Origin of the sequence: uncultured Microbacterium sp. (assembly GCF_945952435.1) — a bacterium.
Taxonomy (GTDB): domain Bacteria; phylum Actinomycetota; class Actinomycetes; order Actinomycetales; family Microbacteriaceae; genus Microbacterium.
This window is the reverse complement of record NZ_CAMFHZ010000008.1, coordinates 108786-132477: the sequence shown is the minus strand read 5'-3', so window position 1 is coordinate 132477 and position 23692 is coordinate 108786. Positions and strand designations below refer to the sequence as shown.

23 protein-coding genes, 1 tRNA gene and 1 riboswitch are annotated in these 23692 nt (G+C 71.2%); of the genes, 11 read left to right on the top strand and 13 right to left on the bottom strand.

Features of this window, described 5'->3' with window-relative positions; genetic code table 11:
• Positions 1 to 191: 191 nt before the first annotated feature.
• From Q0P88_RS06310 to Q0P88_RS06295, 4 genes are all read right to left on the bottom strand, one after another.
• Positions 192 to 536, bottom strand: a complete 345-nt coding sequence (locus tag Q0P88_RS06310) for an Lsr2 family protein (RefSeq protein WP_295012223.1) — start codon at positions 534 to 536, stop codon at positions 192 to 194.
• Between the two features lie 56 nt (positions 537 to 592).
• On the bottom strand, positions 593 to 919 hold the full coding sequence (locus Q0P88_RS06305) for a multidrug efflux SMR transporter (protein WP_295012221.1): 327 nt from the start codon (positions 917 to 919) through the stop codon (positions 593 to 595).
• Positions 920 to 932: 13 nt separating this feature from the next.
• A riboswitch (guanidine-III (ykkC-III) riboswitch) is annotated at positions 933 to 996 on the bottom strand.
• Positions 997 to 1070: 74 nt separating this feature from the next.
• Positions 1071 to 1922, bottom strand: a complete 852-nt coding sequence (locus Q0P88_RS06300) for a LuxR C-terminal-related transcriptional regulator (protein WP_295012219.1) — start codon at positions 1920 to 1922, stop codon at positions 1071 to 1073.
• Between the two features lie 148 nt (positions 1923 to 2070).
• Positions 2071 to 2679: a methylated-DNA--[protein]-cysteine S-methyltransferase gene (locus tag Q0P88_RS06295; RefSeq protein WP_295012217.1), complete on the bottom strand. Its 609-nt coding sequence runs from the start codon at positions 2677 to 2679 to the stop codon at positions 2071 to 2073.
• Positions 2680 to 2840: 161 nt separating this feature from the next.
• On the opposite strand from Q0P88_RS06295, the gene Q0P88_RS06290 reads away from it, so the two are divergent.
• Positions 2841 to 6539: an AAA family ATPase gene (locus tag Q0P88_RS06290; RefSeq protein WP_295012215.1), complete on the top strand. Its 3699-nt coding sequence runs from the start codon at positions 2841 to 2843 to the stop codon at positions 6537 to 6539.
• 292 nt (positions 6540 to 6831) lie between these two features.
• Here Q0P88_RS06290 and mscL read toward each other — a convergent pair whose 3' ends face one another.
• The 3 genes from mscL to Q0P88_RS06275 are packed head-to-tail and all read right to left on the bottom strand — an operon-like array spanning position 6832 to position 8184.
• The gene (gene mscL / locus Q0P88_RS06285; RefSeq protein ID WP_295012214.1) at positions 6832 to 7248 is read right to left on the bottom strand and encodes a large conductance mechanosensitive channel protein MscL; all 417 of its coding nucleotides are present in this window, start codon (positions 7246 to 7248) and stop codon (positions 6832 to 6834) included.
• Between the two features lie 23 nt (positions 7249 to 7271).
• A complete protein-coding gene (locus Q0P88_RS06280; RefSeq protein WP_295012212.1) occupies positions 7272 to 7547 on the bottom strand; it encodes an FmdB family zinc ribbon protein in 276 nt (91 codons plus the stop codon).
• Positions 7548 to 7593: 46 nt separating this feature from the next.
• Positions 7594 to 8184 carry a 5-formyltetrahydrofolate cyclo-ligase gene (locus Q0P88_RS06275; protein WP_295012210.1) on the bottom strand — a complete coding sequence of 197 codons (591 nt, stop codon included), beginning with the start codon at positions 8182 to 8184 and terminating at the stop codon, positions 7594 to 7596.
• 86 nt (positions 8185 to 8270) lie between these two features.
• Between Q0P88_RS06275 and galU the strand changes: the two genes are divergently transcribed.
• Together galU and Q0P88_RS06265 are read left to right on the top strand one after the other, a co-directional pair.
• Positions 8271 to 9158, top strand: coding sequence for a UTP--glucose-1-phosphate uridylyltransferase GalU (gene galU, locus Q0P88_RS06270; protein WP_295012208.1), 888 nt, complete (start codon positions 8271 to 8273; stop codon positions 9156 to 9158).
• 14 nt (positions 9159 to 9172) lie between these two features.
• Positions 9173 to 9859 (top strand): GNAT family N-acetyltransferase, encoded by a 687-nt coding sequence (locus Q0P88_RS06265; RefSeq protein WP_295012239.1) that lies wholly within the window; start codon positions 9173 to 9175, stop codon positions 9857 to 9859.
• Positions 9860 to 10106: 247 nt separating this feature from the next.
• Here Q0P88_RS06265 and Q0P88_RS06260 read toward each other — a convergent pair whose 3' ends face one another.
• Positions 10107 to 11525, bottom strand: coding sequence for an MFS transporter (locus Q0P88_RS06260; protein ID WP_295012206.1), 1419 nt, complete (start codon positions 11523 to 11525; stop codon positions 10107 to 10109).
• An 85-nt stretch (positions 11526 to 11610) separates the two neighbouring features.
• Between Q0P88_RS06260 and Q0P88_RS06255 the strand changes: the two genes are divergently transcribed.
• Positions 11611 to 12477: a hypothetical protein gene (locus Q0P88_RS06255; RefSeq protein WP_295012204.1), complete on the top strand. Its 867-nt coding sequence runs from the start codon at positions 11611 to 11613 to the stop codon at positions 12475 to 12477.
• A 131-nt stretch (positions 12478 to 12608) separates the two neighbouring features.
• Positions 12609 to 12681 (top strand) — tRNA-Ala (locus tag Q0P88_RS06250).
• 190 nt (positions 12682 to 12871) lie between these two features.
• Here the strand turns inward: Q0P88_RS06250 and Q0P88_RS06245 are convergent.
• On the bottom strand, positions 12872 to 13315 hold the full coding sequence (locus tag Q0P88_RS06245; protein ID WP_295012202.1) for a GbsR/MarR family transcriptional regulator: 444 nt from the start codon (positions 13313 to 13315) through the stop codon (positions 12872 to 12874).
• A gap of 79 nt (positions 13316 to 13394) precedes the next feature.
• Between Q0P88_RS06245 and Q0P88_RS06240 the strand changes: the two genes are divergently transcribed.
• From Q0P88_RS06240 to Q0P88_RS06220, 5 genes are all read left to right on the top strand, one after another.
• Complete coding sequence (locus tag Q0P88_RS06240; protein WP_295012200.1) at positions 13395 to 14306, top strand: ABC transporter ATP-binding protein; 912 nt, start codon at positions 13395 to 13397, stop codon at positions 14304 to 14306.
• Positions 14303 to 15856: an ABC transporter permease gene (locus tag Q0P88_RS06235; protein ID WP_295012198.1), complete on the top strand. Its 1554-nt coding sequence runs from the start codon at positions 14303 to 14305 to the stop codon at positions 15854 to 15856. Before Q0P88_RS06240 ends, Q0P88_RS06235 begins: the two co-directional genes overlap by 4 nt.
• A 92-nt stretch (positions 15857 to 15948) precedes the next feature.
• Positions 15949 to 16194: a hypothetical protein gene (locus tag Q0P88_RS06230; protein ID WP_295012196.1), complete on the top strand. Its 246-nt coding sequence runs from the start codon at positions 15949 to 15951 to the stop codon at positions 16192 to 16194.
• Complete coding sequence (locus Q0P88_RS06225; RefSeq protein WP_295012194.1) at positions 16191 to 16646, top strand: BLUF domain-containing protein; 456 nt, start codon at positions 16191 to 16193, stop codon at positions 16644 to 16646. The genes Q0P88_RS06230 and Q0P88_RS06225 overlap by 4 nt, the downstream gene beginning before the upstream one ends.
• Positions 16647 to 16681: 35 nt before the next feature.
• Entirely contained in the window at positions 16682 to 17338 is a 657-nt protein-coding gene (locus Q0P88_RS06220; RefSeq protein WP_295012192.1) for a histidine phosphatase family protein, read from the top strand.
• A gap of 34 nt (positions 17339 to 17372) precedes the next feature.
• Here the strand turns inward: Q0P88_RS06220 and Q0P88_RS06215 are convergent, their stop codons facing one another.
• From Q0P88_RS06215 to Q0P88_RS06200, 4 genes are all read right to left on the bottom strand, one after another.
• A complete protein-coding gene (locus tag Q0P88_RS06215; RefSeq protein WP_295012190.1) occupies positions 17373 to 17711 on the bottom strand; it encodes an ATP-dependent DNA ligase in 339 nt (112 codons plus the stop codon).
• Between the two features lie 123 nt (positions 17712 to 17834).
• Entirely contained in the window at positions 17835 to 18401 is a 567-nt protein-coding gene (locus Q0P88_RS06210) for an FHA domain-containing protein (protein ID WP_295012189.1), read from the bottom strand.
• Between the two features lie 23 nt (positions 18402 to 18424).
• Positions 18425 to 19297 carry an SDR family oxidoreductase gene (locus Q0P88_RS06205; protein WP_295012237.1) on the bottom strand — a complete coding sequence of 291 codons (873 nt, stop codon included), beginning with the start codon at positions 19295 to 19297 and terminating at the stop codon, positions 18425 to 18427.
• Between the two features lie 108 nt (positions 19298 to 19405).
• The gene (locus Q0P88_RS06200) at positions 19406 to 21934 is read right to left on the bottom strand and encodes a glycosyltransferase (RefSeq protein ID WP_295012187.1); all 2529 of its coding nucleotides are present in this window, start codon (positions 21932 to 21934) and stop codon (positions 19406 to 19408) included.
• A gap of 141 nt (positions 21935 to 22075) precedes the next feature.
• On the opposite strand from Q0P88_RS06200, the gene Q0P88_RS06195 reads away from it, so the two are divergent.
• The gene (locus Q0P88_RS06195; RefSeq protein ID WP_295012185.1) at positions 22076 to 23620 is read left to right on the top strand and encodes a glycosyltransferase family 39 protein; all 1545 of its coding nucleotides are present in this window, start codon (positions 22076 to 22078) and stop codon (positions 23618 to 23620) included.
• The last annotated feature ends 72 nt before the right edge of the window (positions 23621 to 23692 follow it).

The window sequence follows — 23692 nt, the reverse complement described above, 5'->3', positions numbered from 1 at the left end:
CGGGAGGGTCGCCCAGCGGGCGGCCCTCCCGTTCTCTACACCGCGCGACAGGCGGGCCCCCGCGCGGAGGCTCCACGCGTCGCGCAGGCGACGTGTGGAGGGGCGCCGGGGACGCGAGGGCACGAGAACGGGAGGGTCGCCCAGCGGGCGGCCCTCCCGTTCTCTACACCGCGCGACAGGCGGCGGGACGCTCAGTTCGCGGCGTGATAGGCCTCGATGACGTCGGCCGGGATGCGGCCCCGTCCGGAGAGCTTGTAGCCGTTCTCGCCCGCCCAGGCGCGGATGGACGCCGTCTCGGGGTTGCGGTTCGGGCGCTTCGCAGCGGAGGACGGCCGGGCGGTCGCACCGCGCTGCGTCCGACGTCCGGCGGAGATATAGGGGGCGAGAGCAGAGCGCAGCGCCTCCGCATGGGTCTCGGTCAGGTCGATCTCATAGGCCGACCCATCGAGGGAGAAATGAACGGTCTCACCCTCTCCGGCATCGAGAACGGATCCGTCGATATCGTCGACGAGCTGGTGAACGATTTTGCGTGCCATGCGTCAAAGATATGCGCACACAATTCGTTCCGGCAATACGACGCCGCATTCTTTTGTCATTGATGGCCGGTGTCGATGAGTTTCAACCCGACAATGCACCCGACCAATCCGAGGATCAAGAGGATTCGCAGCCACGACACATCGGAATCCCCGGTGATCATCGCCCAGACGACCGTGAGCGCTGCGCCGATCCCGACCCAGACGGCATAGGCCGTGGCGGTGGGGATCTCGCGCATCGCCCAGCCGAGTCCGAACATCGACGCCGCGAGGCCGATCACGAAGATCACGCTCGGCCACAGTTTGCTGAATCCCTCGGACTTCCCCAGGGCCGTCGCCCAGACGGCCTCGCACATTCCCGAGACGATGAGCACGATCCACGCCATGACGCTCTCCTTCGAGAGCCAGTCTTTTCGCTGTCCGGGTACTGGCCCGCCTCGTCCGGGTGCGCCGCGCGCTCGGATCAGGCTAGCGCGCGTTCCTGGGCAGCGACCGTGCAGGAATCGTGCACGATGCTTCGCGTCCCGAGGGCGGGAATCAGGGGATCAGGCCGTCGCGTCGCGCACGGGAGACCGCGGCGTGCCGGGTCGGCGCGTCGAGTTTGGCCATCGCGGCACCGAGATAGGCCTTGACCGTCGACTCGCGCAATCCGAGCGCGTCCGCGACCTGTGCGTTGGTGCGCCCCAGTGCAGCGCTCGACAGCACGTCGCGCTCGCGGGGGGAGAGGCGCGCTGCCTCCGCGGACCCTCGGGTGGGGGCCGCCAACTCGAGCAGACGCCGCTCGACACCGGCCAGGCGTTCTCGCAGCGCGGGATCCTCGATGAGGGAGGCGACGCTGCGCAGCTCCGCGAAACTCTCGCGCAGGTGTTCCCTCGCGGGAGCGCTCATCCCGGTGGGGGAGTCCGCGCTCGCGGCGGCGAGCAGTCGGCGCTCGACCTCCTCCCGGATGCGGAGCTCGGTGGTGAGGGCGTCGGCGATCTGCAGGGCAGGCGCCGTGGTGACCCCTTCAGCCGGCGACTCCTCCCAGGCGCCGGCGTAGAGCACGCCGCGGGGGCGTCCGGAGATCACGAGCGGGATCGCGAGCAGGGTGCGCAGGCCCTCACCCAGGACGAATCCGTCGTAGTCGTGGGTGATCTGCTGGGACGCGCCGTAGTCCTGCGTCATCCGGGGACGCAGCTCCGTCAGGGCACGACCACCGAGTCCCCGGCGCGGCTGGACGCGCAACCCTTCGAGGCTCTTGGTGCGGTTGCCGACGATCGCGGTGACCGTGACCTCGCCGCTCGTCAGCAGACCGCCGAACGCGACGGGGAAGCGCGTACGCCGCACGAGGTCGCGCACTGCGCGCGCGACCAGATCCGCTTCGGACCCGACGGTGTCCACACCGTTCACCGACCACCAACCTCCGGAGGCGACCTCGGTGTCCCCGCCTCTCGTCGCCTCGACGCTACCACCCGGGTGCGTGGCGTGGCGGGGCGCCGAGGACCCCGCGAAGGGGCGCTCGCGACGCCGGAGTCCGCGTGCCGTCCCTCCCGCCGGCCTACACGTCGGGACGGACGACACGGGAAGGGGCGTCGCGTGGAACGGCGGCATCGTGCCGTGCGATGCCGCCAGGTCGCATCGTGCGACCGGCGGCGTCGGCCTCAAGATCGAGCAGATAGCGCTTGCGCTCCGGGTGGGCGCCGTACTGTCCGGGGGAGCCGTCGGCTCGCACGACCCGATGCACGGGGACGAGGATCGAGAAGGGCGTGTTGCGGCACGCGGTCCCGACGGCGCGCGCCGCGCCGGGGCTGCCGGCGCGGATCGCCACCTCGCCGTAGCTCGCGGTCTCAGCCCAGGGGATCTCGCACACGGCCTGCAGCGCGGCGCGGGAGAAGCCCTGGGCCATGCGCCAGTCCAACGGCACCTGTTCGTCGAAGCGCACGGGTGCGCCGTCGAAGTACGACGCGAGCAGATCGTCCAGCGCGGCCGCGGCGCCGGGGTCGGGCGCCGGGGTCTCGTGCAGACGGCGCGCGACGGCCTCGAGCGCCCATTCGGAACCGCGATGCAACCCCTCCGCCAGCTCGAAGGAGACGATGCCCTCCACGGAGAACACGACGAGGGCGTCTCCGAACGGGGTGTCGGCGAAGTCGTAGCGGAATGCGGCCATGCCCCCATCTTCGGGCACGGCGTCACGGTGCGCGGGGGAGGGGGCGCACTCCGTATGGAACGCGCGGAAAAGTCCCGCTGTGGAGGGAGAATGCGACGAGAATCGCCGAAACTCGCTGGATCAAACGGTCCCGCCGGGGCGACACGCCTAGTCTTTGTGATGTGTGGCGACGTGACGGCAAGACCGCGGAGGAGCAGTCCGTGACGCCTGGCGACGTCTCCGTGGCCGAGCCCGGCGTCGGAGTCGTGCATGCCGCGGCCGCCGAGCGCACGCGCCTTCGAGCGGAGGCCGGCGCACTGGGCGGTCCCTCGCCGCTGACCGGATACCGCGACGTCTCGTCGGCCGGTCTGGACATCTCCCGGGCCCACCCCGGAAGCCTTCCGCAGTTCATCACCGGCCGCTCGACGCTGCTCTCCAACCTCTTCCGCGACGAGGTGGGCCTGCGTACCGCGCGCCTCGCCGCCGAGCGGATCACCGCCAAGAACACCGAGCTGCGCACGGTGCGCGGCCTCGATGCCGTGCATCTCGCCGTGGGCCTCGCGACGTGGCGGATCGGCGGCATCGACTACGCCGCGCCGATGCTGCTGCGTCCGCTCGCGATCCGCCGGCACTACTCGGACTACGAGCTCAAGCTGCACGGACACTTCTTCGTGAACCCCGAGCTCGTCCGCATCGCGCGCGACCACTTCGGGATCACGATCGACGACGCCCGTCTCGCGGCGCTGGCGTATCAGAACGGCGTGTTCGCCCCGCAGGCCGCGATCGACATGCTCCGGGCCGCGACCGCGACGATCGACACGTTCTCGGTGCAGCCGCGGATGGTCGTCTCCACGTTCGCGGACGTGGGCGGCGCGATGGCCCGCGACGCCCACGATCTCGATCATCCGCTCCTGAACGCGCTCGCCGGACACGTCGCCGACCGCGAGCGGGTCACGGCTCCCGGATCCGTGCCGTCCGCGCCGAGCCCGGACGAGCGCGCCCCCGCCTCGGACAACCTCCTGCTCGACGCGGACGCGGAGCAGGAGCAGGTGCTCGCGCGCATCGCCGCCGGACACTCGCTGACGGTCACGACGCTGCCGGGGACCGGCGGCACGCAGACCGTGATCAATGCGATCGGCGAGCTCGTGCGCGCAGGGCGGCGCGTCCTCGTGGTCTCCCCGCGGCGGTCGACCCTCGACGGTGTGCGCCACCGGTTGAGCGGTATCGGGCTGGACGGGTTCGCGGTGTCGCCGGCGACGGTGCGGCGCGATCTCGTGCGCGCGATCGGGCGCAACGAGAAGGCGCGGCCGCCCAAGCTCGCCGAGATCGACGATGCGCTGCTGCGGCTGCGCGACGTGCTCCGCGACTATCGTCGCGCGCTCACCGAGAGGGACCCGGCGCTCGGCGCGAGCGTGCTCGACGCCACGCGCATGCTCACCCGGCTCGCGCTGCTGCCCGTTCCCCCGTCGACCTCAGCCCGGCTCGGCCGCAACGCGCTGCAGAGCCTCGCCGACGACAGGGCGCACGCCGCCGAGGCGCTGCGCCAGGCCGCGCGCCTGGGCGAGTTCCGCTTCGGTCCGGACGATTCGCCGTGGTACGGGGTCACGTTCGCATCCACGGACGACGCGCGACGCACGCACGCCCTCGCGGAGCGGCTGCACGGCAGCACCGTGCCCACCCTCCTCGAGCACGGCTACGAGCTGGTCGCGCAGACGCGGATGAGGCCCTTCTCCACGATCTCCGAGCTGGGAGAGTACCTGCGGCTCATGCAGGGGATCAGGGACTCGCTCGACAAGTTCACGCCGTCGGTGTTCGAGCGGCCGCTCGGCGAGCTCATCAAGGCGCACGGCGGACGGCGCGACACGGCGGGGATGACCGGGGCCAACCGTCGTCGGCTCCGCCGCCTCGCCAAGGAGTACGTCCGCCCCGGGGCGCACGTGGGCGACATGCACGAGGCACTGAGCCGCATCCAGGCGCAGCGCACGCAGTGGCAGCGCTACGTCGACGCCGGCGTCGCGCCGGAAGTTCCGCTCGGCCTCGCGGACGTCGCCGTCGCCTGGCAGCGGGTCGATGCCGAGCTCGCGGAGCTCGACGTCGCACTCGGACGCCGAGAGCCCCTCGCCACGCTCCCCGTCGCCCGTCTGGTCCGCACGCTCGCGGGGCTCGCGGCCCGATCCGACGTCTTCGACAACCTCGTCGAACGGGCCCAGATCCGTGACGAGCTCGCCGCGCTCGGGCTGGAGCCGCTGCTGCTGGATCTGTCGACGCGGCACCTCTCGGAGGATCGGGTGAGCGACGAGCTCGAGTTCGCCTGGTGGCAGTCGCTGCTCGAGCACGCCCTGCAGCAGAACCGATCGTTGCTCGGGGCGAACACCTCGGTCGTGGACAGGCTCGAGCGCGACTTCCGACTCGTCGACGAGGCCCATGCCGCCGCCTCAGGCCCGCTCCTGGCCTGGCAGATGGCCGGGCAGTGGCGTATCGCCATCGTGGACGAGGCGACCGAAGCGCAGAACCTGCGGCACGCGCTGACGCAGAACCGCACGACCGCGGCCGAGCTGGTCACCGCGGCGCCGACCCTGATGCGGGTCCTCGCACCCGTGTGGATCGCCTCCCCGTACCAGGTGCCCGACATCCCGGAGTCGATCGACTTCGACACTGTGATCCTCGTGGACGCGGCCGCGATCGACCTCGCGGAGGCGACCCCGGCGATCCGCCGCGCCCGTCAGGTGGTCGCGTTCGGCGACCCGGTCGCGCAGAAGCCGAAGCCCTTCGACGTCGCCACCGTCCCCCCGGAGGACGCCGAGTCCGAGGTGCCGTTCGACGAGGTCTCGGTGTTCGAGCGTCTCGCGGAGTTGCTGCCGGTGGCGGCGCTCACCCGCAGCTATCGCGCCGGCGGGGAGGACCTCGCCGAGCTCATCAACGACGCGTTCTACGGCGGTGAGATCGTGTCGCTGCCGTGGGCGGGATCGTATCTGGGCCGGGGATCCCTCGCGGTCGACTACGTGGAGGGCGGGGTCGGGATCCCTCATCCCGTGACGGGAGCGATGGAGAGCCCGGAGGCCGAGGTCGCCCGGGTGGTGACGCTCGTGGTCGAGCACGCGGTGCACCGTCCGTCCGAGTCGCTCATGGTCGTGACCGCGAGCAGCAAGCACGCGGAGAGGGTCTTCTCGGCCGTCTCCGCCGCCTTCGCGGGGCGCAGCGACGTCGCGGACTTCGTGGGCCGCGACACCCCGGAGCCGTTCGTGGTGCTGACGCTCGAGGAGGCGGCGGCGGAGAGCCGCGATCGCGTCATCTTCTCGCTCGGCTACGGCGTGACCAAGCACGGGCGCGTGCTCAGCGACTTCGGGGACCTGTCCACGCCGGACGGCGACCGACTGCTGACGATCGGGATGACGCGGGCACGGCGCTCGATGGTCATCGTGTCCTCGATCCGTCCGTCCTCGTTCGACGAGGGACGGCTCGACCACGGGGCGGCGACCCTCATGTCGATTCTCGGGGATCTCGCCGGGCACGCCCGCGAGGAGCGGGCCGAGGATCAGGCGGATCCGCTCACCCTGGCGCTCGCTCGGGAGTTGCGCCGGCTCGGCGCGTCCGTCGACGTCGACTATCGGGGGCTGCTGCCGCTCGTGGCGCAGCACCGTGGCAAGGCGGTCGTGATCGAGCCCGATCCCGAGTCGCGTCCGGAGTCGCTGCGGGAGACGCTGCGGCTGCGCCCCCAGGTGCTCCGGCGCCTGGGGTGGCACTACATCCGGGTGCACGCCTTCGACCTCTACAGCGATCCCGCCGGCGTGGCGCGGCGGATCGGCGAGGTCCTGGGAATCACCGAGGACGCCCCGCGCGTGGACGGCGACACCCAGCCGATCGACGGGCACGATGCCTGAGAGCTCGTCCGATGGCGGCGCGCGACAGCGGGTCGTTCGCGTCCGAGGGTCCCGCCGCGCGCGATTGACCCCCGCCCCGGGGACCCATCCCGAACCGGACGCGCGGGACAGGGACGCCGCGGCGGCCCCGGGGAACGAGGAGAGGGGGCCGAACGACGAGCGGCTGCGTCGCGAGATCCCGCCGCACTACTGAACCCCTCCGTGCGAACCCCTCCGCGGCGGTCGAGTCCTCGCGGCATGACGAAGCCCCGGCCGACGCGAAGACCTGCGTTGACCGGGGCTCCGGAATCGATCAGACCTGCTTCTGCTTCTCCAGCAGGTCGCGGATCTGGACCAGCAGCTCCTGCTCGGTGGGCAGCGGCTCGGCCTTCTCCTCGTCGACGCCCGCCTTGGCGGCCCGACGCTGGTTGAAGTGGTTCATCGGCATCACGAAGGCGAAGTAGACGACCAGCGCGACCGCGAGGAAGTTGATGACGGCGCCGATAATCGCGCCGAACGCGAACGTCCCGGTCCCGCCGAACGGGCCGTGCACCGTGAACTTCAGGGCGCTGTCGAGGCTGTCCGCCTTGAAGAAGACGCTGATGAGCGGGTTGACGAGCGACTCGACGACCACGTTGACGATGGCGGAGAACGCCGCGCCGATGACGACCGCGACCGCCAGATCGATGACGTTGCCGCGGAGGATGAACTCCTTGAACCCCTTGATCATATGAACTCCCCTGAAAGCCCTCCTCAGGACGACGGCGCCGAGGACGGAGCCGGCGCGGCTTTCGCGCTTCCCGAGGATTCCGTCTTCGATGATGCCGCAGAGGACGGGGATGACGCCGCATTCGCGCGCGAGTCGGTGCGGTAGAAGCCGGAACCGTTGAACGTCACCCCGATCGAGCCGTACTCCTTGCGCAGCCGGCCCTGGCATTGGGGGCACTCGGTGAGGGCGGCGTCGGCGAAGGACTGCACGGCGTCGAAGCGATGGCCGCACGCGGTGCAGGCGTAGGAGTAGGTGGGCATGGTTCTCGGTTCTCCGGGATCGGGAGCGCGTCTCTCGGGGCAGGGCTCAGGGCAGGGGGAAGACGACGGTGCGCGACGGGGTGACGGCTCCGGTGACGGGCTGGTCGTGCACGTCGCGCGGCAGTTCGTCCACGATCTCCGAGTCGAACACCACGGCGTACGCGGGCGGGCACTTCTGCATCGAGCCGAGCGTGCGGTCGAAGTAGCCGCGGCCCCAGCCCATCCGCATGCCGGTGCGATCGACGGCCGCGGCCGGGACGAGCAGCAGATCCACCTCGTCGAGGGCGAGCGGATTGAGGATCTCCCCGGTCGGCTCCGGCAGATCGTGCAGACCGAGTGTGACGTCGTCCTCGGATCCGGCGACGGCCCAGTCCAGCAGACCGTCCTCGCGCGTGATCGGCAGCAGCACCCGGATTCCACGGGCCACGGCTCCCCGGATGAAGGCCCGGGTCGGGGGCTCCGAGGTCGTGGAGAGGAAGCACGAGATCGACCTGGCGTCGAAGGCCTCGACGAGTGCGTCGAGGCGCGCGGTCAGCTCCACCTCCGCCGCCTCGCGCTGCTGCGCGGACAGGAGCGAGCGGCGTTCGCGGAGCTCGGCGCGCAGTGCGCGTTTCTCGTGGTCGATGTCGCCCGGCATGCGCTCGATCCTACCGGCGACGTCCGGGGACGAGGCCGTGCGGCCCCGACGGAGACCGGTGGCCGCCGCGTGACTAAGCTGAGCGCATGTCGAAGCCACGCATCAAGGCGGTGATCCCCGCGGCCGGGCTCGGCACGCGCTTCCTGCCCGCCACCAAGGCGATGCCCAAGGAGATGCTCCCCGTCGTGGACAAGCCGGCGATCCAGTACGTCGTCGAGGAGGCGGTCGCTGCGGGGATCGACGACATCCTCGTCATCATCGGCCGGAACAAGAACGCGATCTCGAACCATTTCGACGCGGTGCCCGAACTCGAGGTCACGCTCACGCAGAAGGGCGATCGCGAACGCCTCGCCCGGGTCGTCGCGTCGAGCGAGATGGCCGATATCCACTACCTCCGTCAGGGCGAGCCCAAGGGACTCGGGCATGCGGTGCTGCGGGCGCGCGCACACGTCGGCGACAGCTCGTTCGCGGTCCTGCTCGGCGACGATCTCATGGACGAGCGCGACCCGCTGCTGCCCGCGATGATCGCGGAGCACGAGCGCAGCGGTGCCGCGGTGATCGCGCTCATGGAGGTCGAGCCCGATCAGATCCACCTCTACGGCACCGCGGCGATCGACGGGCCGACCGACGGCGACGTCGTGCGCGTGACGGGTCTCGTCGAGAAGCCCGCCCGCGAGGACGCACCCTCGAACCTCGCCGTCATCGGGCGCTACGTGCTGTCGCCGTCGATCTTCGACGTGCTCGACCGCACGGCGCCGGGCAAGGGCGGGGAGATCCAGCTCACGGACGCGCTGCAGGAGCTCGCCGCGGATCCCGACGGTCCCGGTGTGCGCGGCGTGATCTTCCGGGGGCGCCGGTACGACACGGGGGACAGGCTCGAGTACATCAAGGCGATCGTGCAGCTCGCCGCCGATCGCGACGACCTGGGGCCGGACCTGCGCGTCTGGCTCAAGGAGTTCGCGGATCGCCTGTGATCCCGCGGAGCATCATGGACGCCTCGGTCTCGATGCGGCACGGGCCGGTCGAACTGCGACTGATCCGCACCCGCGACGCGCGTGCGCTGCAGCACGAGCTCATCAGCAACCGGCGCTGGCTGCAGCCCTGGGAGGCCACGCTCCCCGGCGTGCAGACCGGCATCGACATGCGTGTCAGCATCCGCCGGCTGCTGCAGCAGTATCGCGACGGCAGCGGCTTTCCGTTCGTGATGGAGTACGACGGCGAGATCGCCGGTCAGCTCAACATCTGGGGCGTGATGCGCGGATCCCTCTGCTCGGCCACGATCGGGTACTGGGTCGGCGAGCGCTTCGCGGGGCACGGGATCACGCCGGCGGCGGTCGCGATGGCGACAGACCTGGCGTTCCGCGACCTCGGCCTGCATCGGATCGAGATCTGCCTGCGTCCCGAGAACGGCCCGAGTCTGCGGGTCGTGCAGAAGCTCGGCTTCCGCTACGAGGGGGTGCGGCGCCGGTTCATCCACATCGACGGCGACTGGCGGGACCACCTCGCGTTCTCGCTCGTGCAGGAGGACGTGCCGGAGGGCGTTCTGGCCCGGTGGGCGCACGGGGAGGTGCCTGCGGACTGGTCGGCGGTGCCCCCGACCGACCTGCCCCCGACCGATCTTCCTCCGACCGAAATGCCCCCGACCGATCTGCCCTCGGCGGGGCGACAGGGCTAGCGTGGCTGAGCGTCCGTCCTTTCGCGGCGGACGATCCGGACTCCCGCGCCGGGCGTTCTCACCGCCGCCTGATGGTGCTTATGCCGTCATGTCCTGCGTTGTGCGCACCGGCGCGCGAGAGTCGTGCGCAAAGGGAGAGGGAGTCGTGTGGGCCGACGGGGCCCGGAGCACCGGGCGACGGCAATCCCAGATGTCTCTCTGCGTCTTCTTTACGGATGCCACGTCCCGCAGCCGGCGTCCGGAGGCGTCAGGCGGAGGCGGGACCGGGATCCGGCCGATCGGCTGGCGCCGGATCCGGCGTGGCGATCGGGGTGGTCGATACCGCGGGGCGGCGGATCCCGATCCAGGAGACCACGCCTCCGATCGCCATGAGCGCCGCGGTGACGCGGGCGGCGTCATGGAAGCCGTCGAGATCGAGCGAGCCGCCGACGATCGTGGCGAGCATGGCCACGACGAGCAGACCGGCCACCCGGGAGACGGCGTTGTTCACGGCCGAGGCGATGCCGGAACGACTCTCGTCGATCGAGCCGAGGATCGCGGACGTGAGCGGCGCGACCGTGAGAGACAGCCCCACTCCCAGGACGAGCATGGACGGCAGCACCTGCCACCAGTAGTCGAAGTGCTCCGAGACCGTGAGCAGCAGCAGAGCCCCGACCGCCATGACGAGAGGGCCGACGGTCATGAACAGACGCGGTCCGAGGCGCCCCGCCCACCGGCCGGCCCGCGAGCTGAGCAGGATCATGAGGATCGTCACCGGCAGACTCGCGAGACCCGCCTCTGTGGCCTTGAGCCCGGCGCCCTGCTGCAGGTAGACGCCGACCACGAAGCCGTTGAGCGACAGTGCGGCGTAGACGAAGAGCGTCGCGACATTGCCCCAGGCGAAGTTGCGCACGCGGAACAGCGACAACGGCAGGAGAGGTCGCGGCCGGCGCTGGCGGAACAGGAACACCACGAGCAGCGCGGCACCCCCGATGGCCGTGACCAGGACCGCGGGCGAGCCTGCGCCCAGGTGCGGCTGCTCGATGAGCGCGAAGACGACGCCGCCGAGACCGAGCGCGCAAAGCACCCCGCTCGTCCAATCGACCGTCGCGCGGCGGGAGGTCTCCGGAAGGCGCAGCCGGGTGAGCAGGGCGAGGGTGACGCCGATCGGCAGCACGTTGATGAGGAAGACGAAACGCCAGGACAGGAAGTCGACGAAGAGCCCGCCGAGGAGCGGGCCGACGAGCTGCGCGGCCGTCGTGAACGCCGTCCACACGCCGATCGCGCGCGACTGCACCTCGCCCCGCATGACGGCGGTGATGAGGGCGAGGGAGCTGGGCACGAGGAGCGCGCCTGCGGCGCCCTGCGCGGCGCGCGCGACGATGAGCACGAGTGGTGAGGGGGACGCGGCGACCGCGATCGATGCGAGGCCGAACGCGAGGAGGCCGATGCGCATGACCAGCACGCGACCGTACGCGTCGGAGACCGATCCTGCCAGCAGGATCAGGGCGCTCAGCGTGATGAGGTAGGAATCGACGGCCCATTGCTGGGTGCTGATCCCGCCACCGAGCTCGCGACTGATCGCGGGCAGCGCCACGGTGACGACGGTGCCGTCGAGGAACGTCACGAACGACGCGAGGACGGCGACGGCGATGACGAGGCGGTGCAAACGGGTGAACGAGGCCACGAGCCGACCCTACTCGCGCGCGCAGACGTCGGGGCGTGCGCGTGTCGAAGGGCGGGGCGAGGGCGTTTCCCATACCGTGGAGGGCATGAACGGGCCGGTGCTGAGCGGGGGCGTGATCGTCCTGGTCGCGGCGTTGCTGTGGCTGCTGTACTTCCTGCCGTCGTGGCGCGGCATGCACCAGTACGACGCGGCAGAACGCAACGCCCTCCGACTCAACCGCGCCCTGCGCGTGCTGGCCGAGACGAGCGAGGCCCCCCGGGAGGTCGAGCTCGAACTCACCGCCCGCACGGCGCTGGCCCAGCAGCGGCTCGCGAAGCGCCTCCAGTCCGATCGGGAGCAGGCCGAGCTGCAGCAGCTGCGCGAACAGCTCGCCGCAGCGCACGCCGATCCGGCTTTCCGCCGCGCTCGGGCCCGTCGACGCACGCGCCTCGTCGCGACCTCGATGCTCGGGATCGCGCTCGCCGCGAGCGGGGTCGGCCTCTGGCAGCAGCTCTCCGGGAGCTCCTCGGTGATGCTCTGGATCGGCGGCGCCGTCCTCGTGCTCGCACTGCTCGCCCTGCAGCGGATGGCGGGGGTCTCTCGCCGTGCCGCGCGCAGGTCGGCGCCCGCTCTCGTCCCCGCCCCGCGGGAGGCGGAGTCTGCCCCATCGCAGGAGCTGCACGACCAGGGTCCGCGCACGTGGTCCCCGCGCAGCCTGCCGGAGCCGCTGGTCTCCGTGGCCGGATCGCGCGCCCACGCCGCGCGCGCCACGATCGACGCGCAGGCCCTCGCGCGCGAGGCCGCGCGCGCCGCCGAACTGCAGCAGCGGGCCGAACGCATGGCACCGCCCGCCCCCGTGGAACTCCCCGCGGCCGAGACCGCCGAGTCGCCCTACGCGCGGATGGGCTACGTCGACGACGCGGAGATCGAGGCGCACGTGCGCCGGCTGCTCGCTCAGCGCGCCGCCGGCTGACCCGGTCCTCATCCGGCCGGTGCGGGTGCTGTGCGGTGCGGGCCGCGCGGATCCGACACGCCCGACGGACCGCAGCCGCCTGCTCGATGACCGATCCACTCGGGGCGCCGTGCTAGGCTGAAGGAGTTCACGGGCCCATGGCGCAGTTGGTAGCGCGCCTCGTTCGCATCGAGGAGGTCAGGGGTTCAAATCCCCTTGGGTCCACCGGAACAAGGAAGCCCCGAGCGCCTGCTCGGGGCTTCCTTCGTGTGGGGGACGATCCTCGTTCCCTCCCTTGCACAGGCCTTGCGGGACCGCCGGCGGCGTCGGCGCGTACCGGGTGAGGGTTCGATCGGGGGGCACCGGCGTCATCCGTGCAGGACGTATCGGCGGGGTCTGAGATCCGTCCGACCGGTCAGCGGGTCTTCCGCCAGCGTTCGACGATGTTCGGAAGCTCGGCGCGGAGGAAAGCGAAGAAGTCGGCGGTCTCGATCAGCCGGTGCGCGGCGTGCGGATCGGCGGTACCCCGGGCTCCGTCGGTGAGGATCCCCTCGAGGGTGCGCAGTTCGGCGTCCTGGTGTGCCACGGCTTCCATCCACGCGTCGGGGCGCACCTCGTAGACGATCTGACGGTCGCCCTGTCGTCGCACGTCGACGAGGCTGAGAGAGCGGAGCATCTTCGCGCCGTTGGAGATGGCCGAGGGGCCGACGCCGAGCAGCGTGGAGAGCTCGGCGGCGGTGCGCGCCCCGTCGGGAGTGGACATGAGGGTTGCGAAGATGCGCGCCGACATGCGTGGCCATCCCGATCGCGCCAGCACGTCCGCGAACCGGTCCACGAACTTCTCGTCCTGCTCGGCCATCGCCGCCTCCCGTCGTCGGTCTGAGATGAACTCTATCGATACTTCACATACTTCACGAATCGTATGTATTATGATGGCTATGACGGACCCCGTGGAGTTGCACCACATCACCAAGACGTTCGGCCGGACGCGGGCGCTGGACGGGATGGATCTGACGATCCGTCCCGGGGAGGTGCACGGCCTGCTCGGGCCGAACGGTGCGGGCAAGTCCACGACGCTCCGCGTGCTGCTGGGGATGCTGCGCGCCGACAGCGGCACGGCTCGTGTGCTGGGACGCGACCCGTGGACGGCCGCGCCCGAGGTCCGCGGGCGCCTCGCCTACGTGCCCGGCGATGTGAGCCTGTGGCCGAACCTGACCGGCGGCGAGATCATCGATCTGCTCGCACGGATGCACGGCGGCGAGGACCGCCGTCGCCGTGACGCGCTGATCGAGCGGTTCGAGCTGGACCCGACCAAGCGCTCGCGCACCTACTCCAAGGGCAATCGCCAGAAGGTCGGCCTGGTTTCCGCGCTCAGCGTGACCGCGGAACTGCTGATCCTCGACGAGCCGACGACGGGCCTGGACCCGTTGATGGAAGACGTCTTCAAGCAGTGCGTGGGAGAAGCCCGCGACGCGGGCCGTACCGTCCTGCTGTCCAGCCACATCCTCTCCGAGGTGGAGCAGCTCTGCGATCGGGTCAGCATCGTCCGTGCCGGGAATGTCGTGGACACCGGCACCCTGGCCGAACTGCGTGGGCACGCCACGACCGTGATCACCGCCACGCTCACTCACCCGCCGACCGGACTCGATGCGCTTCCCGGCATCGAGAAGCTCACCGTGGACGGGAATCGGGTCGAGTTGACGGCGACCCGACTCGACGAGGTGATGACCCGGCTCGTCTCGTTCGGCATCGAAACGCTCACCGTCGCCCCGCCCACGCTGGAGGATCTGTTCCTGCACTACTACGGGCAGAGCGGCGCCGACGTCGGCCGGGTGGGGGCCACGGCATGAGCACCCTCGCTGGGACTCGCTCGATGCTCGGGCTCACGCTGCGCAGGGAACGGCTGCACGGTTCCGCCTGGTATCTCCTCTCCGGTCTGCTCCTGTCGGTGGTCGCCGCCGGCATCGTCGCGACCTACCCGACCGTTGCCGCGAGGGAGGCGCTGGCCGAGTCCGTCAACGCCAGCGCCGGTGAACTCTTCATCATCGGTCCGCTCTCCAGCACCGGCGCAGGCGGGATCGCCCTGTGGCGGATCATGGGGATCGCCTCCCTCGTCCTCAGCGTCGCCTCCGTGCTCACGATGCTCCGCAACACCCGGACGCCCGAGGAGAACGGCACGAGCGAGATGCTCGGCTCCGCGGCCATCGGCCGGGCTGCACCGTTGGCGGCCGCGCTCGGCGCGACCGCGGCCGGGTCGCTGGCGGCCGCGATCGTCGTCGGGGTCGGCTTCCTCGGTCTGGGCGCCTCGGTCACCGGTTCCCTGCTCGTCGGAGCACAGGTCGCCTCGTTCGGCGTGCTCGGCGCAGCGCTCGCCGCGCTCGTCGGGCAGATCGTGCAGACCACCAGGGGCGCCACCGGTCTCTGCATCGCGTTCATCGCGGCGTTCTTCCTGCTCCGGGGCGCGGGCGACGCCCTCGGCGGGAATGGCTACTGGTTGTCGCCGTTCGGATGGATCGCCGCGGTGCATCCCTTCGCCGCCGACAACGCCTCGATGCTGCTGCCCGCCCTCGCCCTCACGATCGCGCTCGACGCGGTCGCGATCCGGATCGCGGCCCGTCGCGACCTGGGCGCCGGGCTCATGCCCGAGCGGGTGGGGCCGGCGCACGCGAGCCCCGCTCTGCGCGGGCCTGTGTCCCTCGCCCTGCGCACCAGTCGCGGGGCGGTCATCGGCGGCGCTGTCGGCGCCTTCGTCGTCGGGCTCCTCATCGGAGGAGTGGCCTCCACGGTGGATCGGCAGATCGACATCACGCTCGGGAGCGCGGCAGGCAGCGCCTCCGGCCTCGTCCAGGTGGCCTTGTACCTCTCCCCGCTGTTCGCCGCGATCCTGGGTGTCCAGATCGCGCTCCGGCTCCGCGGGGAGGTGACGAGCGGCCGCGCAGAGGCCGTCCTCTCCCGCCCCGTCCCCCGGTCCCGCTGGCTGCTGGCCCATCCTCTCGTGGGGGCTCTCGCGGCCCTCATCGCGCTGATCGCCTTCGGGCTCGGCATCGGCATCGCACAGCTCGGCACGGATGCCGGGTCGTTCGGCGTCGTGGCCCTCGCCGGTGCACTGCGGGCGCCCGCGGCATGGGTTTTCGTCGCGCTCGCCGCGCTGCTGCTGGCCACCGTCCCGCGCGCCGCCGCCGCTGTCGCGTTCATCGCCGTCGGGGCGTTCCAGGCTCTGGAGTTCGCCGTCGAGTTCCGCATCCTGCCGCGGGAAGCACTTCTCGTCTCGCCGTTCGCCCTCGTCCCGCAACTCCCTGGAGGGGATCCCCACCCGGGTCGGGCCGTCCTGCTCGTTCTCATCGGCGCCGTCCTCGTCGCCGTCGCCGCACGAGCCATCCGGCGGCGAGACATCGACTGAGCCGCGTGCTCGGGATGCGCGTGCGCGTAGCGCGCCGCACCCCGGAACGCAAGGCCCGGGACATTGTCGGTGGGCGTTCGTAGAGTTCGGACGTGACCATCGCAGACAACACCTCCGACGTCCTCTGGGCGTGCGTGGAGAAGGGCTTCCACGTAGGAAGTCGCCGGGGGGAATTCCTCGGATACGTGGATCTGCAGAGCGACGGACGATACCGGGCGTTCGATGCCCGCGGGGGCGTCGTCGGCGACTTCTCCGCGCTCGACGACGCGACCTCCGCCGTCGTCGACGCAGGTCGCGGCACGGACTCCGCCCCCGCCGAAGTCGGGCTCGTTCCGTGAGCGACGGGCGGGACGGCCTCGTCGCCCTCGTCTACACCAGCACTGCATCGCAGCCGTTGCGGGAGACCGCGCTCGAGCACTTGCTCGGGCAGTGCAGGACGTTCAACGCGGAGCACGGCATCACGGGAATGCTCCTCCATCGCGACGGCCGATTCATCCAGGTGCTCGAAGGGGCGCGAGAGGCGGTCGAGGAGCTTGCGGAGCGGATCCGACGGGATCGGCGCCACCACGACATGACGGTGCTGCTCGAAGAGCCGATCGACCAGCGCCGCTTCGCCGACTGGAGCATGGGCTACTGCGCGTTCCGTCGTGCGGGGGAGGACGTGCCGCGCGGATACCGCGACTCGTTCTCCGACCTCGACGCGGGCGCCGCGACATCGACCGTGATGCGCGCGCTCGCCGAGCTGACGGTGTGGTTCCGCGTGCGCTCCGGCGCGCTGGCGTCCGCCTGAACGCCGCGACGCCGCGCAGGGCGTACGGTGGCGAGGTGGAGATCCTCGACCCGCTGCCCGACCGTCCCGCTCCCGACAACCCCCAGGGCAAGCTGGTGCTCCTGCGACACGGGGAGACCGAGTGGTCGCGCAGCGGCCGGCACACGGGCACCACGGACGTCCCGCTGACGCCCCGCGGCGAGGAGCTCGCACGGCTCGCGGGTGCGCTCGTGACCGGGTACGACTTCCGTCTCGTGCTGTCGTCGCCGCTGCAGCGCGCCCGGCGCACCGCCGAGCTCGCCGGACTCACGCCCGAGATCGACCCGATGCTGCGGGAGTGGGACTACGGCGGGTACGAGGGGCGCACGACCAAGGACATCCGCGCCGAGCTCGGCTACAACTGGAGCGCCTTCACCCACGGCGTGATCCGCGGGGCGACGCCGGGCGAGACGGTCGAGGAGGTCGCGGCGCGCGCCTCGCGGGTGCTCACCCGCGTGCTCCCCGCGATGGCGGAGGGGGACGTAGCCCTCGTCGCGCACGGCCACTACCTCCGCATCCTCACCGCGGTCTTCCTGCGTCAGGCGCCCCGCTTCGGCGCCGCGATCACGCTCGACGCCGGCTCCGTCTCCGTGCTGGGGTTCTCCCGCGAGCAGCCGGCGATCCTCGCGTGGAACCACGGCCCTCAGCTTCCGCTGGTCCCCTCCGAGTCCTGACCTCGCAGCTCCCTCAGCGCCGTGCGCGCCGGAATCAGTGCGGCGTACCGTTCTCGTCGACGTGCATGTCGACGACGGTCGTCGGCTCGGGCACCAGGCGCAGTCCCGCCGGGGTGTTGGCGAGCTGGTTCAGCGCGTCGATCCACAGTCGGTTCAACGGAGGGCGTCGGCTGCCGTGGAACTTGAACACCATGCTGCAGGTGGGGTGGATCCAGACCGACGTGCGCCCGTGGCCGAGGCTGGGATCGTCCCGCCAGGTGAAGTAGAAAGGCTCGCCGCGGCGGAGCTTGTTCGCGATGACAATCTGCACGTGCGCGAGCGCCCGGTCGTCCAGATCCGCATGGGTCTGTCCCTCGTAGCTGAATCTGCCCATCTCGCCGGACCTCCCTCGGGTGCGCGCATGCGCGTCTGCTCACCATTGTGCGGCCTGCGCGACGCCGCGGCGGGATGCGACGGCGAACCGGGGCGGCGGGTCGCGCGCCCCGGTTCGATCCGGTCAGGCGTCGGCCGGGGGCTGGGGATCCGCGACCGGGTCGCCCTGCGCGTTGACCGCGTAGGGCTCGCCGTCGGCCGTCTCCTCGGATCCCGTCGGCGCGTCGTCGGACGCGCTCCGGGGGCCCTGCGCGTACGAGGGACGCGCGTCCTGGACCGGCTGATCCGATCCCTCTCCGCCTTCTCGGCCGCCGAACGGTCGGCCGTGGTCGGCGAACTCGTCCCTCTGGAACACGAGACGCCAGGGACCGACGGAGAACTGCGCGCCGGTACGCAGCGGCACGCGTTCACGGTGCTGCTCCTCGGCCGCCTTCTCCACGTTCGCGCTCGTCTCGCCCTCGGCGTGCAGCACGAGCATGTACTCGTCGTCGTCGTCATGGGTGATCTCGGCGTGCAGGGGATCCGCGCCGTCGAGCGTCAGGGTGCAGTCCTGGCCCGATCCGATCGTGGCACCGGCCGGCGGGATCTCGTACACGTACTGCGTCGTCTCGGCAGAGGAGACGAGCAGCCGGGGCGTGCCGGCGCCCCATTCGGCGTGCGTGGTCAGGTCTTCGGCTCGTTCGTCGTTCACGGGGGTCTCCGTTCGGTGGGTGGTCACAGGTGGCGCCCGCCCGTGACGGGGATGATCCCGCCGGACACGTAGGACGCGTCTTCGGAGGCGAGGAACACGTAGGCGCCGGCGAGCTCCGCGGGCTGTCCCGGGCGCCCGAGCGGCGTATCCTCGCCGAAGTCGGGGAGCTTGGTCGGCCAGCCCGTGGCGGGGATCAGCGGCGTCCAGATCGGGCCGGGCGCGACGCCGTTCACGCGGATCCCGTGCGGGCCCTGCTGCTCCGCCAGCATCTGCACGAACGCGACGAGCGCGGCCTTCGTGAGTGCGTAGTCGAACAGGCCGGGAGAGGGGTCGAAGCCCTGGATCGAGGTGGTGACGATGATCGACGATCCTGGAGGCAGGTGCGGCAGCGCCGCCTGCGCGATCCAGAACGGCGCGTACAGGTTGGTGCGCATCACCCGGTCGAACTCCTCGGCGGGGATCTCGTCGACGTCGTCTCTGCTGCGCTGATAGCCCGCGTTGAGGACGAGGAGGTCGAGTCCGCCCAGGCATTCGGCCGCATCGGCGACGAGATCGTGGCACAGCGTCTCGTCGGTGATGTCGCCGGGGAGCAGGGCCTCCGCGGCGCCGGCCTTGCGCACCCATTCCGCGGTCTCCTCCGCGTCCTTCTGCTCGTCGGGGAGGTAGCTCAGCGCGACGTCGGCGCCCTCGCGCGCGAACGCGATCGCGACGGCCCGCCCGATCCCCGAGTCGCCGCCCGTGATGAGCGCGCGTCGCCCGGTGAGCCGTCCCGATCCCCGATAGCTGTGCTCCCCGTGGTCGGGTCGCGGCTCCGTCTCGTCCGTGAGCCCCGGCTGATCCGTTCCGGGATCGCGCGGATCCGGCAGGGCCGGATACTTCGTCCTCGGGTCCGTCATGACGTCGCTCATGCCGTCACGCTAGGCCGGGGAAGGCAACCGTCCGAGGGGGTTGACGTGTGAGGCGCGGGCGCGTATCGCGCCGTGCCGGAGGACCCGGCAGTCGGATCAGCCGTCGAGCAGCGCCTCGAACTCGGCCATGACGTCGGCGCGGTACGCGTCCACGTCGAGGTGGGCTGCGGGGACCTCCCCGGCGAGGAACGCCCGCATGCCGTCGGCGAGGGCCCGATCGTCTTGCGGCACGATCCGGATGGCGCCCTCGGGGAGCGCGCCATAGACCGAGCCGAACGAGGTGGAGACGATCGGCAGAGAGCAGATCGCCGCCTCGATGAGCACCATCGGCTGTCCCTCGTAGAGGCTGGAGAGCACGAAGCAGTCGCTCGCGGCGAGCAGCGCGTAGGGATTGCGCTGAGGGCCGGTGAGGAACGCGACGTCGCTCGCACCCGCGTCGTCGATCTGCTGCTGCAGTTCGTCCCGGAGGGGGCCGCCGCCGACGATGAGCAGCCGGGTCTCCGGATGCTCATCATGCACCTCCAGGAAGGCGCGGATGAGGCGGGCGTGGTTCTTCTCGGGGGAGAGGCGGCCCACCGTGATGAACCAGCGCAGCTCGCCCTCGTCGGCCTGCAGCGCCTCGTACCACGCCGGGCGCGGGACGACGATGCCGTCGATGCCCTCCTCGTCCTCGTCGTCGAAGAACTCGGCGAGAGGACGGCGCATGCCCCGCGTCACGTGCTCGACGTCGGGGAAGTTGCGCGCGGTCCGGAAGCGGTCCGCGGGCGCGTACTCGGCGAGCTCGACCTGGTTCAGCTCCGTGAGCTGGTGCGAGACGGAGACGAGCTCGTCGTACTGGCGGTACATCGCGAACACCGCGCCGAGGCCGCGGCGCATGTGCGCCTTGCCATTGACCGTGCGCTCGCGATCGGCGGCCATCTCGTTGTGCATCCACACGGCGCGGATCGGAGCCGGCCCACCGTCCTCGGGGGCCGGCGCATGCAGCAGCAGGCTCGTCCAGAGCGGGCCGTACCCGCTGAAGTCGGCGACCCAGTCGAAGCGCGCGTCGCCGAAGACGCGGGCCCATTCGGCACGCCAGAGGTTCTCGTGCCACGGTTCCGTGCCGGTCTGCCGGGGTGCCCCGCGCCAATCGTCGATCCGACGACGCAGGTGCACGGCCTTCGACCCGTTCATCCCGCCGGTGCGGAAGACCTGCCGCACGGTCGAGGGGATCCGCGCCTGCGTGAACGGATCGGTGGACAGTCGCCGCTTCGGCAGCAGCGCCGTCACGTCGTACTTCTCCGGATCCAGGGCGCTCAGCAGGTTCATCGCGGAGGTCGTGATGCCGTTGGGCTTCATCCCGCCGAGGTACACGAGCAGGCGGCGACGCCCGTCGCGCGCCGCGGATCGCACCCGGTAGCCCTCGGTCCGCCCGCCGAAGACGATGTCCACGACGCGCGCGGTGGCCCCTCCGTCGTCGAACGGCGTGAAGCGCTCGGCCCACGAGGCGTACTGCGGATGCGGCTGCGCACCGTCGGCCAGGAGTGCGCGCAGGGCGCGCCCCGTCGCCTCCGCGTCGTCCGACACGGGGCCGGGGAGGGTGTCCAGCGGCATGTAGGTTCCGCGCCCGGACGAGTACAGATCGGCGTCCGGGGTGAAGAAGGCGACGGGACGCCCGGTCGCCAGGTAGTCGAAGAAGATCGACGAGTAGTCGGTGACGAGACCGGCGGAGGCGCCCAGGAGGACGTTGGTCGGGATCGTGTTCGGGGCGAGCGAACGCGCCAGCTCGGGTCTGTCCGCCGCGCGGGCGTGCACGATCTGGTGCGTCTTGAGCACGACGACGTACTCGTCGCCGACCCCGGCCTGCAGGGCCTGGAGCTGCAGCTCGAGCTCGTCGATGTTGTCCTCGGGATCGTCGAACGTGCTCCCGCGCCAGGTCGGTGCGAAGAGCACGATCGGCTTCCCGTCGAGGATCAGTCCGTCGGATTCCAGCTCGGCGCGCACCGCCTCCTCCGCGGGGGCGTCGAGGTGCTGCCGGTCGATGCGCGGGTAGCCCTCCTCGACGATCGCGCCAGGGTAGACGTTGGTGAGCCGGTAGGCGTGCTCGTACATCGTCTCGGCCATGAACGGATTCGCCGCGAGCAGGTAGTCCGCCATGAGGAAGTTGCGCAGGGTGTTCGCCGACTGCACCGCCCCCGAGGGCATGTCGAAGCCCATGAGCTTGAGCGGGGTGCCGTGCCAGGTGTTGAGGTACACCTGCCCCTCGCGTTTGCCGAACCAGGTCGGGAAGGTCGCGTTGTTCACGAGCCAGCCGCTCACGGCGAGCGCCTGGCGGTAGGAGGCGGATCCGCGGCGCACGAACGACACGCGGTCGTGGCCGGCGAACTCGGCACGGAACCGTGCGATCGCGGCGTCGTCGGCGATCACCCAGACGTGCCTCAGGTGCGCGTACGCCGGGTCGTCGAGGAGGCGACGGAAGATCGCCTCGGGGTTGCACAGCACCCCGTTGCCGGCGAAGGACTCGTAGAGCACCTGGTCGCGACGGATCGGACGAGAACGCCAGAACGCGATGCGTTCCGCCTCGATGGCGCGCTTGAGCCGCCGGGCCGCGGTGCGCACGCGTCGGAGGGAGGAGGGGAGAGGCACCTCTCCAGGATATTCGGAGCCCGGTGTGGGATTGCCGGGAGGTGACGGGGAGGTGAACGTCGGGGACGCGCCCGTGAACCCCGGTGCGGGCACGGCGTGCTCCGAGGCGCCCCCAAGGAGCGCCCGATACGCTCGGACCCCGTGACCTCCACCGACGCGCTGGCGCCCCCGACGACCGGGGAGCGGGCGGATCCGCGGCGCCTCGGCGTCTGGGCCGCGGTCGTCGGCGTGCTGGCCGTCGCCGCGAGCGCCGCGGGAAGCTGGATCCCCTCGCTGTGGGGGGACGAAGCCGCGAGCCTCATGTCCGCGACGAGGCCGCTCGGCTCGCTGTGGCACATGCTGAGCTACGTCGATGCGGTCCACGGCCTGTACTACCTCGGGCTGCACGGCTGGATCGACGTCTTCGGGCCCAGCCCGTTCTCGATCCGCTTCCCCTCCGCGCTCGCGATCGGCGTCTGCACCACGGCGGTCGTGTGGCTGTGCGGGCGGTTCGGGACCCTGCCGTTCGCGGTCCTCGCCGGCGCCTTCACCGCGACCCTGCCGCGGCTCATCTTCGCGGGCGAGGAGGCGCGCTCCTATGCGATCGGGGCGGCCTTCGCCGCGGTGCTCGTCGTGATCGTCGTCGAGATCGGGCGGCGACAGGGATCGGCGCGGGGGTGGTGGATCGCCTACACGGCCGTCTTCACCGTCGCGATCTGGACCTTCCTGTACTTCGCGCTCATGGCGGTCGCGATCGGCGCCGTGGTCCTGCTCTCCGCGCCGCTGCGCGGTCGGTGGCGCGCGTGGGCGACGAGCACGGCGATCGCCTTCGTGCTGTGCTCGCCGCTCGCGTGGTTCGGCTTCCTGCAGCGGCGGCAGATCGCGTTCCTCGCCGTGCGGGAGTCGGTCACCGCCGAGGTGGTGCTGAAGAACATGTGGTTCCAGGAGTGGTGGTTCACGATCCTCGCGTGGGCGCTCATCCTCGTCGCGGTCGCGGCGTTCGTGGCCGAGGTCGTGCGGATCCGTCGCCGGGGCGGCGAGCTCGGACTGCGCCTGGAGGTCGTCGCGCTGTGCTGGATGGTGCTGCCGATGGGCGTGCTGTTCGCCGTCACGCCGTTCACGGCCGTCTACACCGCGCGCTACGGCACGTTCTCGGCGCCCGCGGTCGCGATCGTGATGGCGCTCGGCGTGCGCCGGCTCGCCGCGTTCGGCCGGGGACGGTGGATCGCGGGGCTCGCCGCGGCGGCGGTGCTCGTCGCGGCGGTGCCCGTGGCGGTGCTGCAACGCGGCCCGTACGCGAAGAACCAGTCGGACTGGAACGACATCGCCGCGTACATCCAGACGCACGCCCGACCGGGCGACGGCATCGTCTTCGACGACGGGGCGAGGCCCTCGCAACGCACCCGGCTCGCGAAGGCGACGAATCCCGCTCCCTTCGCGAACACCACGGACCTGCTGCTGAAGACGCCGTTCACGCGTTCGTACACCTGGTACGACCAGACCTTCTCGATCGCGCACGCCGCCGAGCGCGGACGCTTCGACGGCGTGGACCGGGTGTGGCTGGTGGAACTGAACTTCCAGGGCGTCGTCGACACCTGGGGGCAACGGGACCTGACCGACCTCGGCTACCACCGCACGGCTCGTCACGTGGGGGCGGGCAGCATGATCCTGCTCTACGAGCGCACAGGGGCCGCATCGAGCCGCTGAGCGCGCGGGCGTCGGGGGATCAGACGGTCGCGAGGATCGCGTGCGAGGCCTTGAACAGGGCCGTCGCGGGGG

What these genes read in the sequence shown, in the direction of transcription:
- Q0P88_RS06310 (WP_295012223.1), bottom strand. Translation starts at nt 536, where the DNA reads ATGGCACGCAAAATCGTTCACCAGCTCGTCGACGATATCGACGGATCC.
- Q0P88_RS06305 (WP_295012221.1), bottom strand. Translation starts at nt 919, where the DNA reads ATGGCGTGGATCGTGCTCATCGTCTCGGGAATGTGCGAGGCCGTCTGG.
- Q0P88_RS06295 (WP_295012217.1), bottom strand. Translation starts at nt 2,679, where the DNA reads ATGGCCGCATTCCGCTACGACTTCGCCGACACCCCGTTCGGAGACGCC.
- mscL (WP_295012214.1), bottom strand. Translation starts at nt 7,248, where the DNA reads ATGATCAAGGGGTTCAAGGAGTTCATCCTCCGCGGCAACGTCATCGAT.
- Q0P88_RS06280 (WP_295012212.1), bottom strand. Translation starts at nt 7,547, where the DNA reads ATGCCCACCTACTCCTACGCCTGCACCGCGTGCGGCCATCGCTTCGAC.
- Q0P88_RS06275 (WP_295012210.1), bottom strand. Translation starts at nt 8,184, where the DNA reads ATGCCGGGCGACATCGACCACGAGAAACGCGCACTGCGCGCCGAGCTC.
- galU (WP_295012208.1), top strand. Translation starts at nt 8,271, where the DNA reads ATGTCGAAGCCACGCATCAAGGCGGTGATCCCCGCGGCCGGGCTCGGC.
- Q0P88_RS06265 (WP_295012239.1), top strand. Translation starts at nt 9,173, where the DNA reads ATGGACGCCTCGGTCTCGATGCGGCACGGGCCGGTCGAACTGCGACTG.
- Q0P88_RS06255 (WP_295012204.1), top strand. Translation starts at nt 11,611, where the DNA reads ATGAACGGGCCGGTGCTGAGCGGGGGCGTGATCGTCCTGGTCGCGGCG.
- Q0P88_RS06245 (WP_295012202.1), bottom strand. Translation starts at nt 13,315, where the DNA reads ATGGCCGAGCAGGACGAGAAGTTCGTGGACCGGTTCGCGGACGTGCTG.
- Q0P88_RS06240 (WP_295012200.1), top strand. Translation starts at nt 13,395, where the DNA reads ATGACGGACCCCGTGGAGTTGCACCACATCACCAAGACGTTCGGCCGG.
- Q0P88_RS06235 (WP_295012198.1), top strand. Translation starts at nt 14,303, where the DNA reads ATGAGCACCCTCGCTGGGACTCGCTCGATGCTCGGGCTCACGCTGCGC.
- Q0P88_RS06215 (WP_295012190.1), bottom strand. Translation starts at nt 17,711, where the DNA reads ATGGGCAGATTCAGCTACGAGGGACAGACCCATGCGGATCTGGACGAC.
- Q0P88_RS06205 (WP_295012237.1), bottom strand. Translation starts at nt 19,297, where the DNA reads ATGACGGACCCGAGGACGAAGTATCCGGCCCTGCCGGATCCGCGCGAT.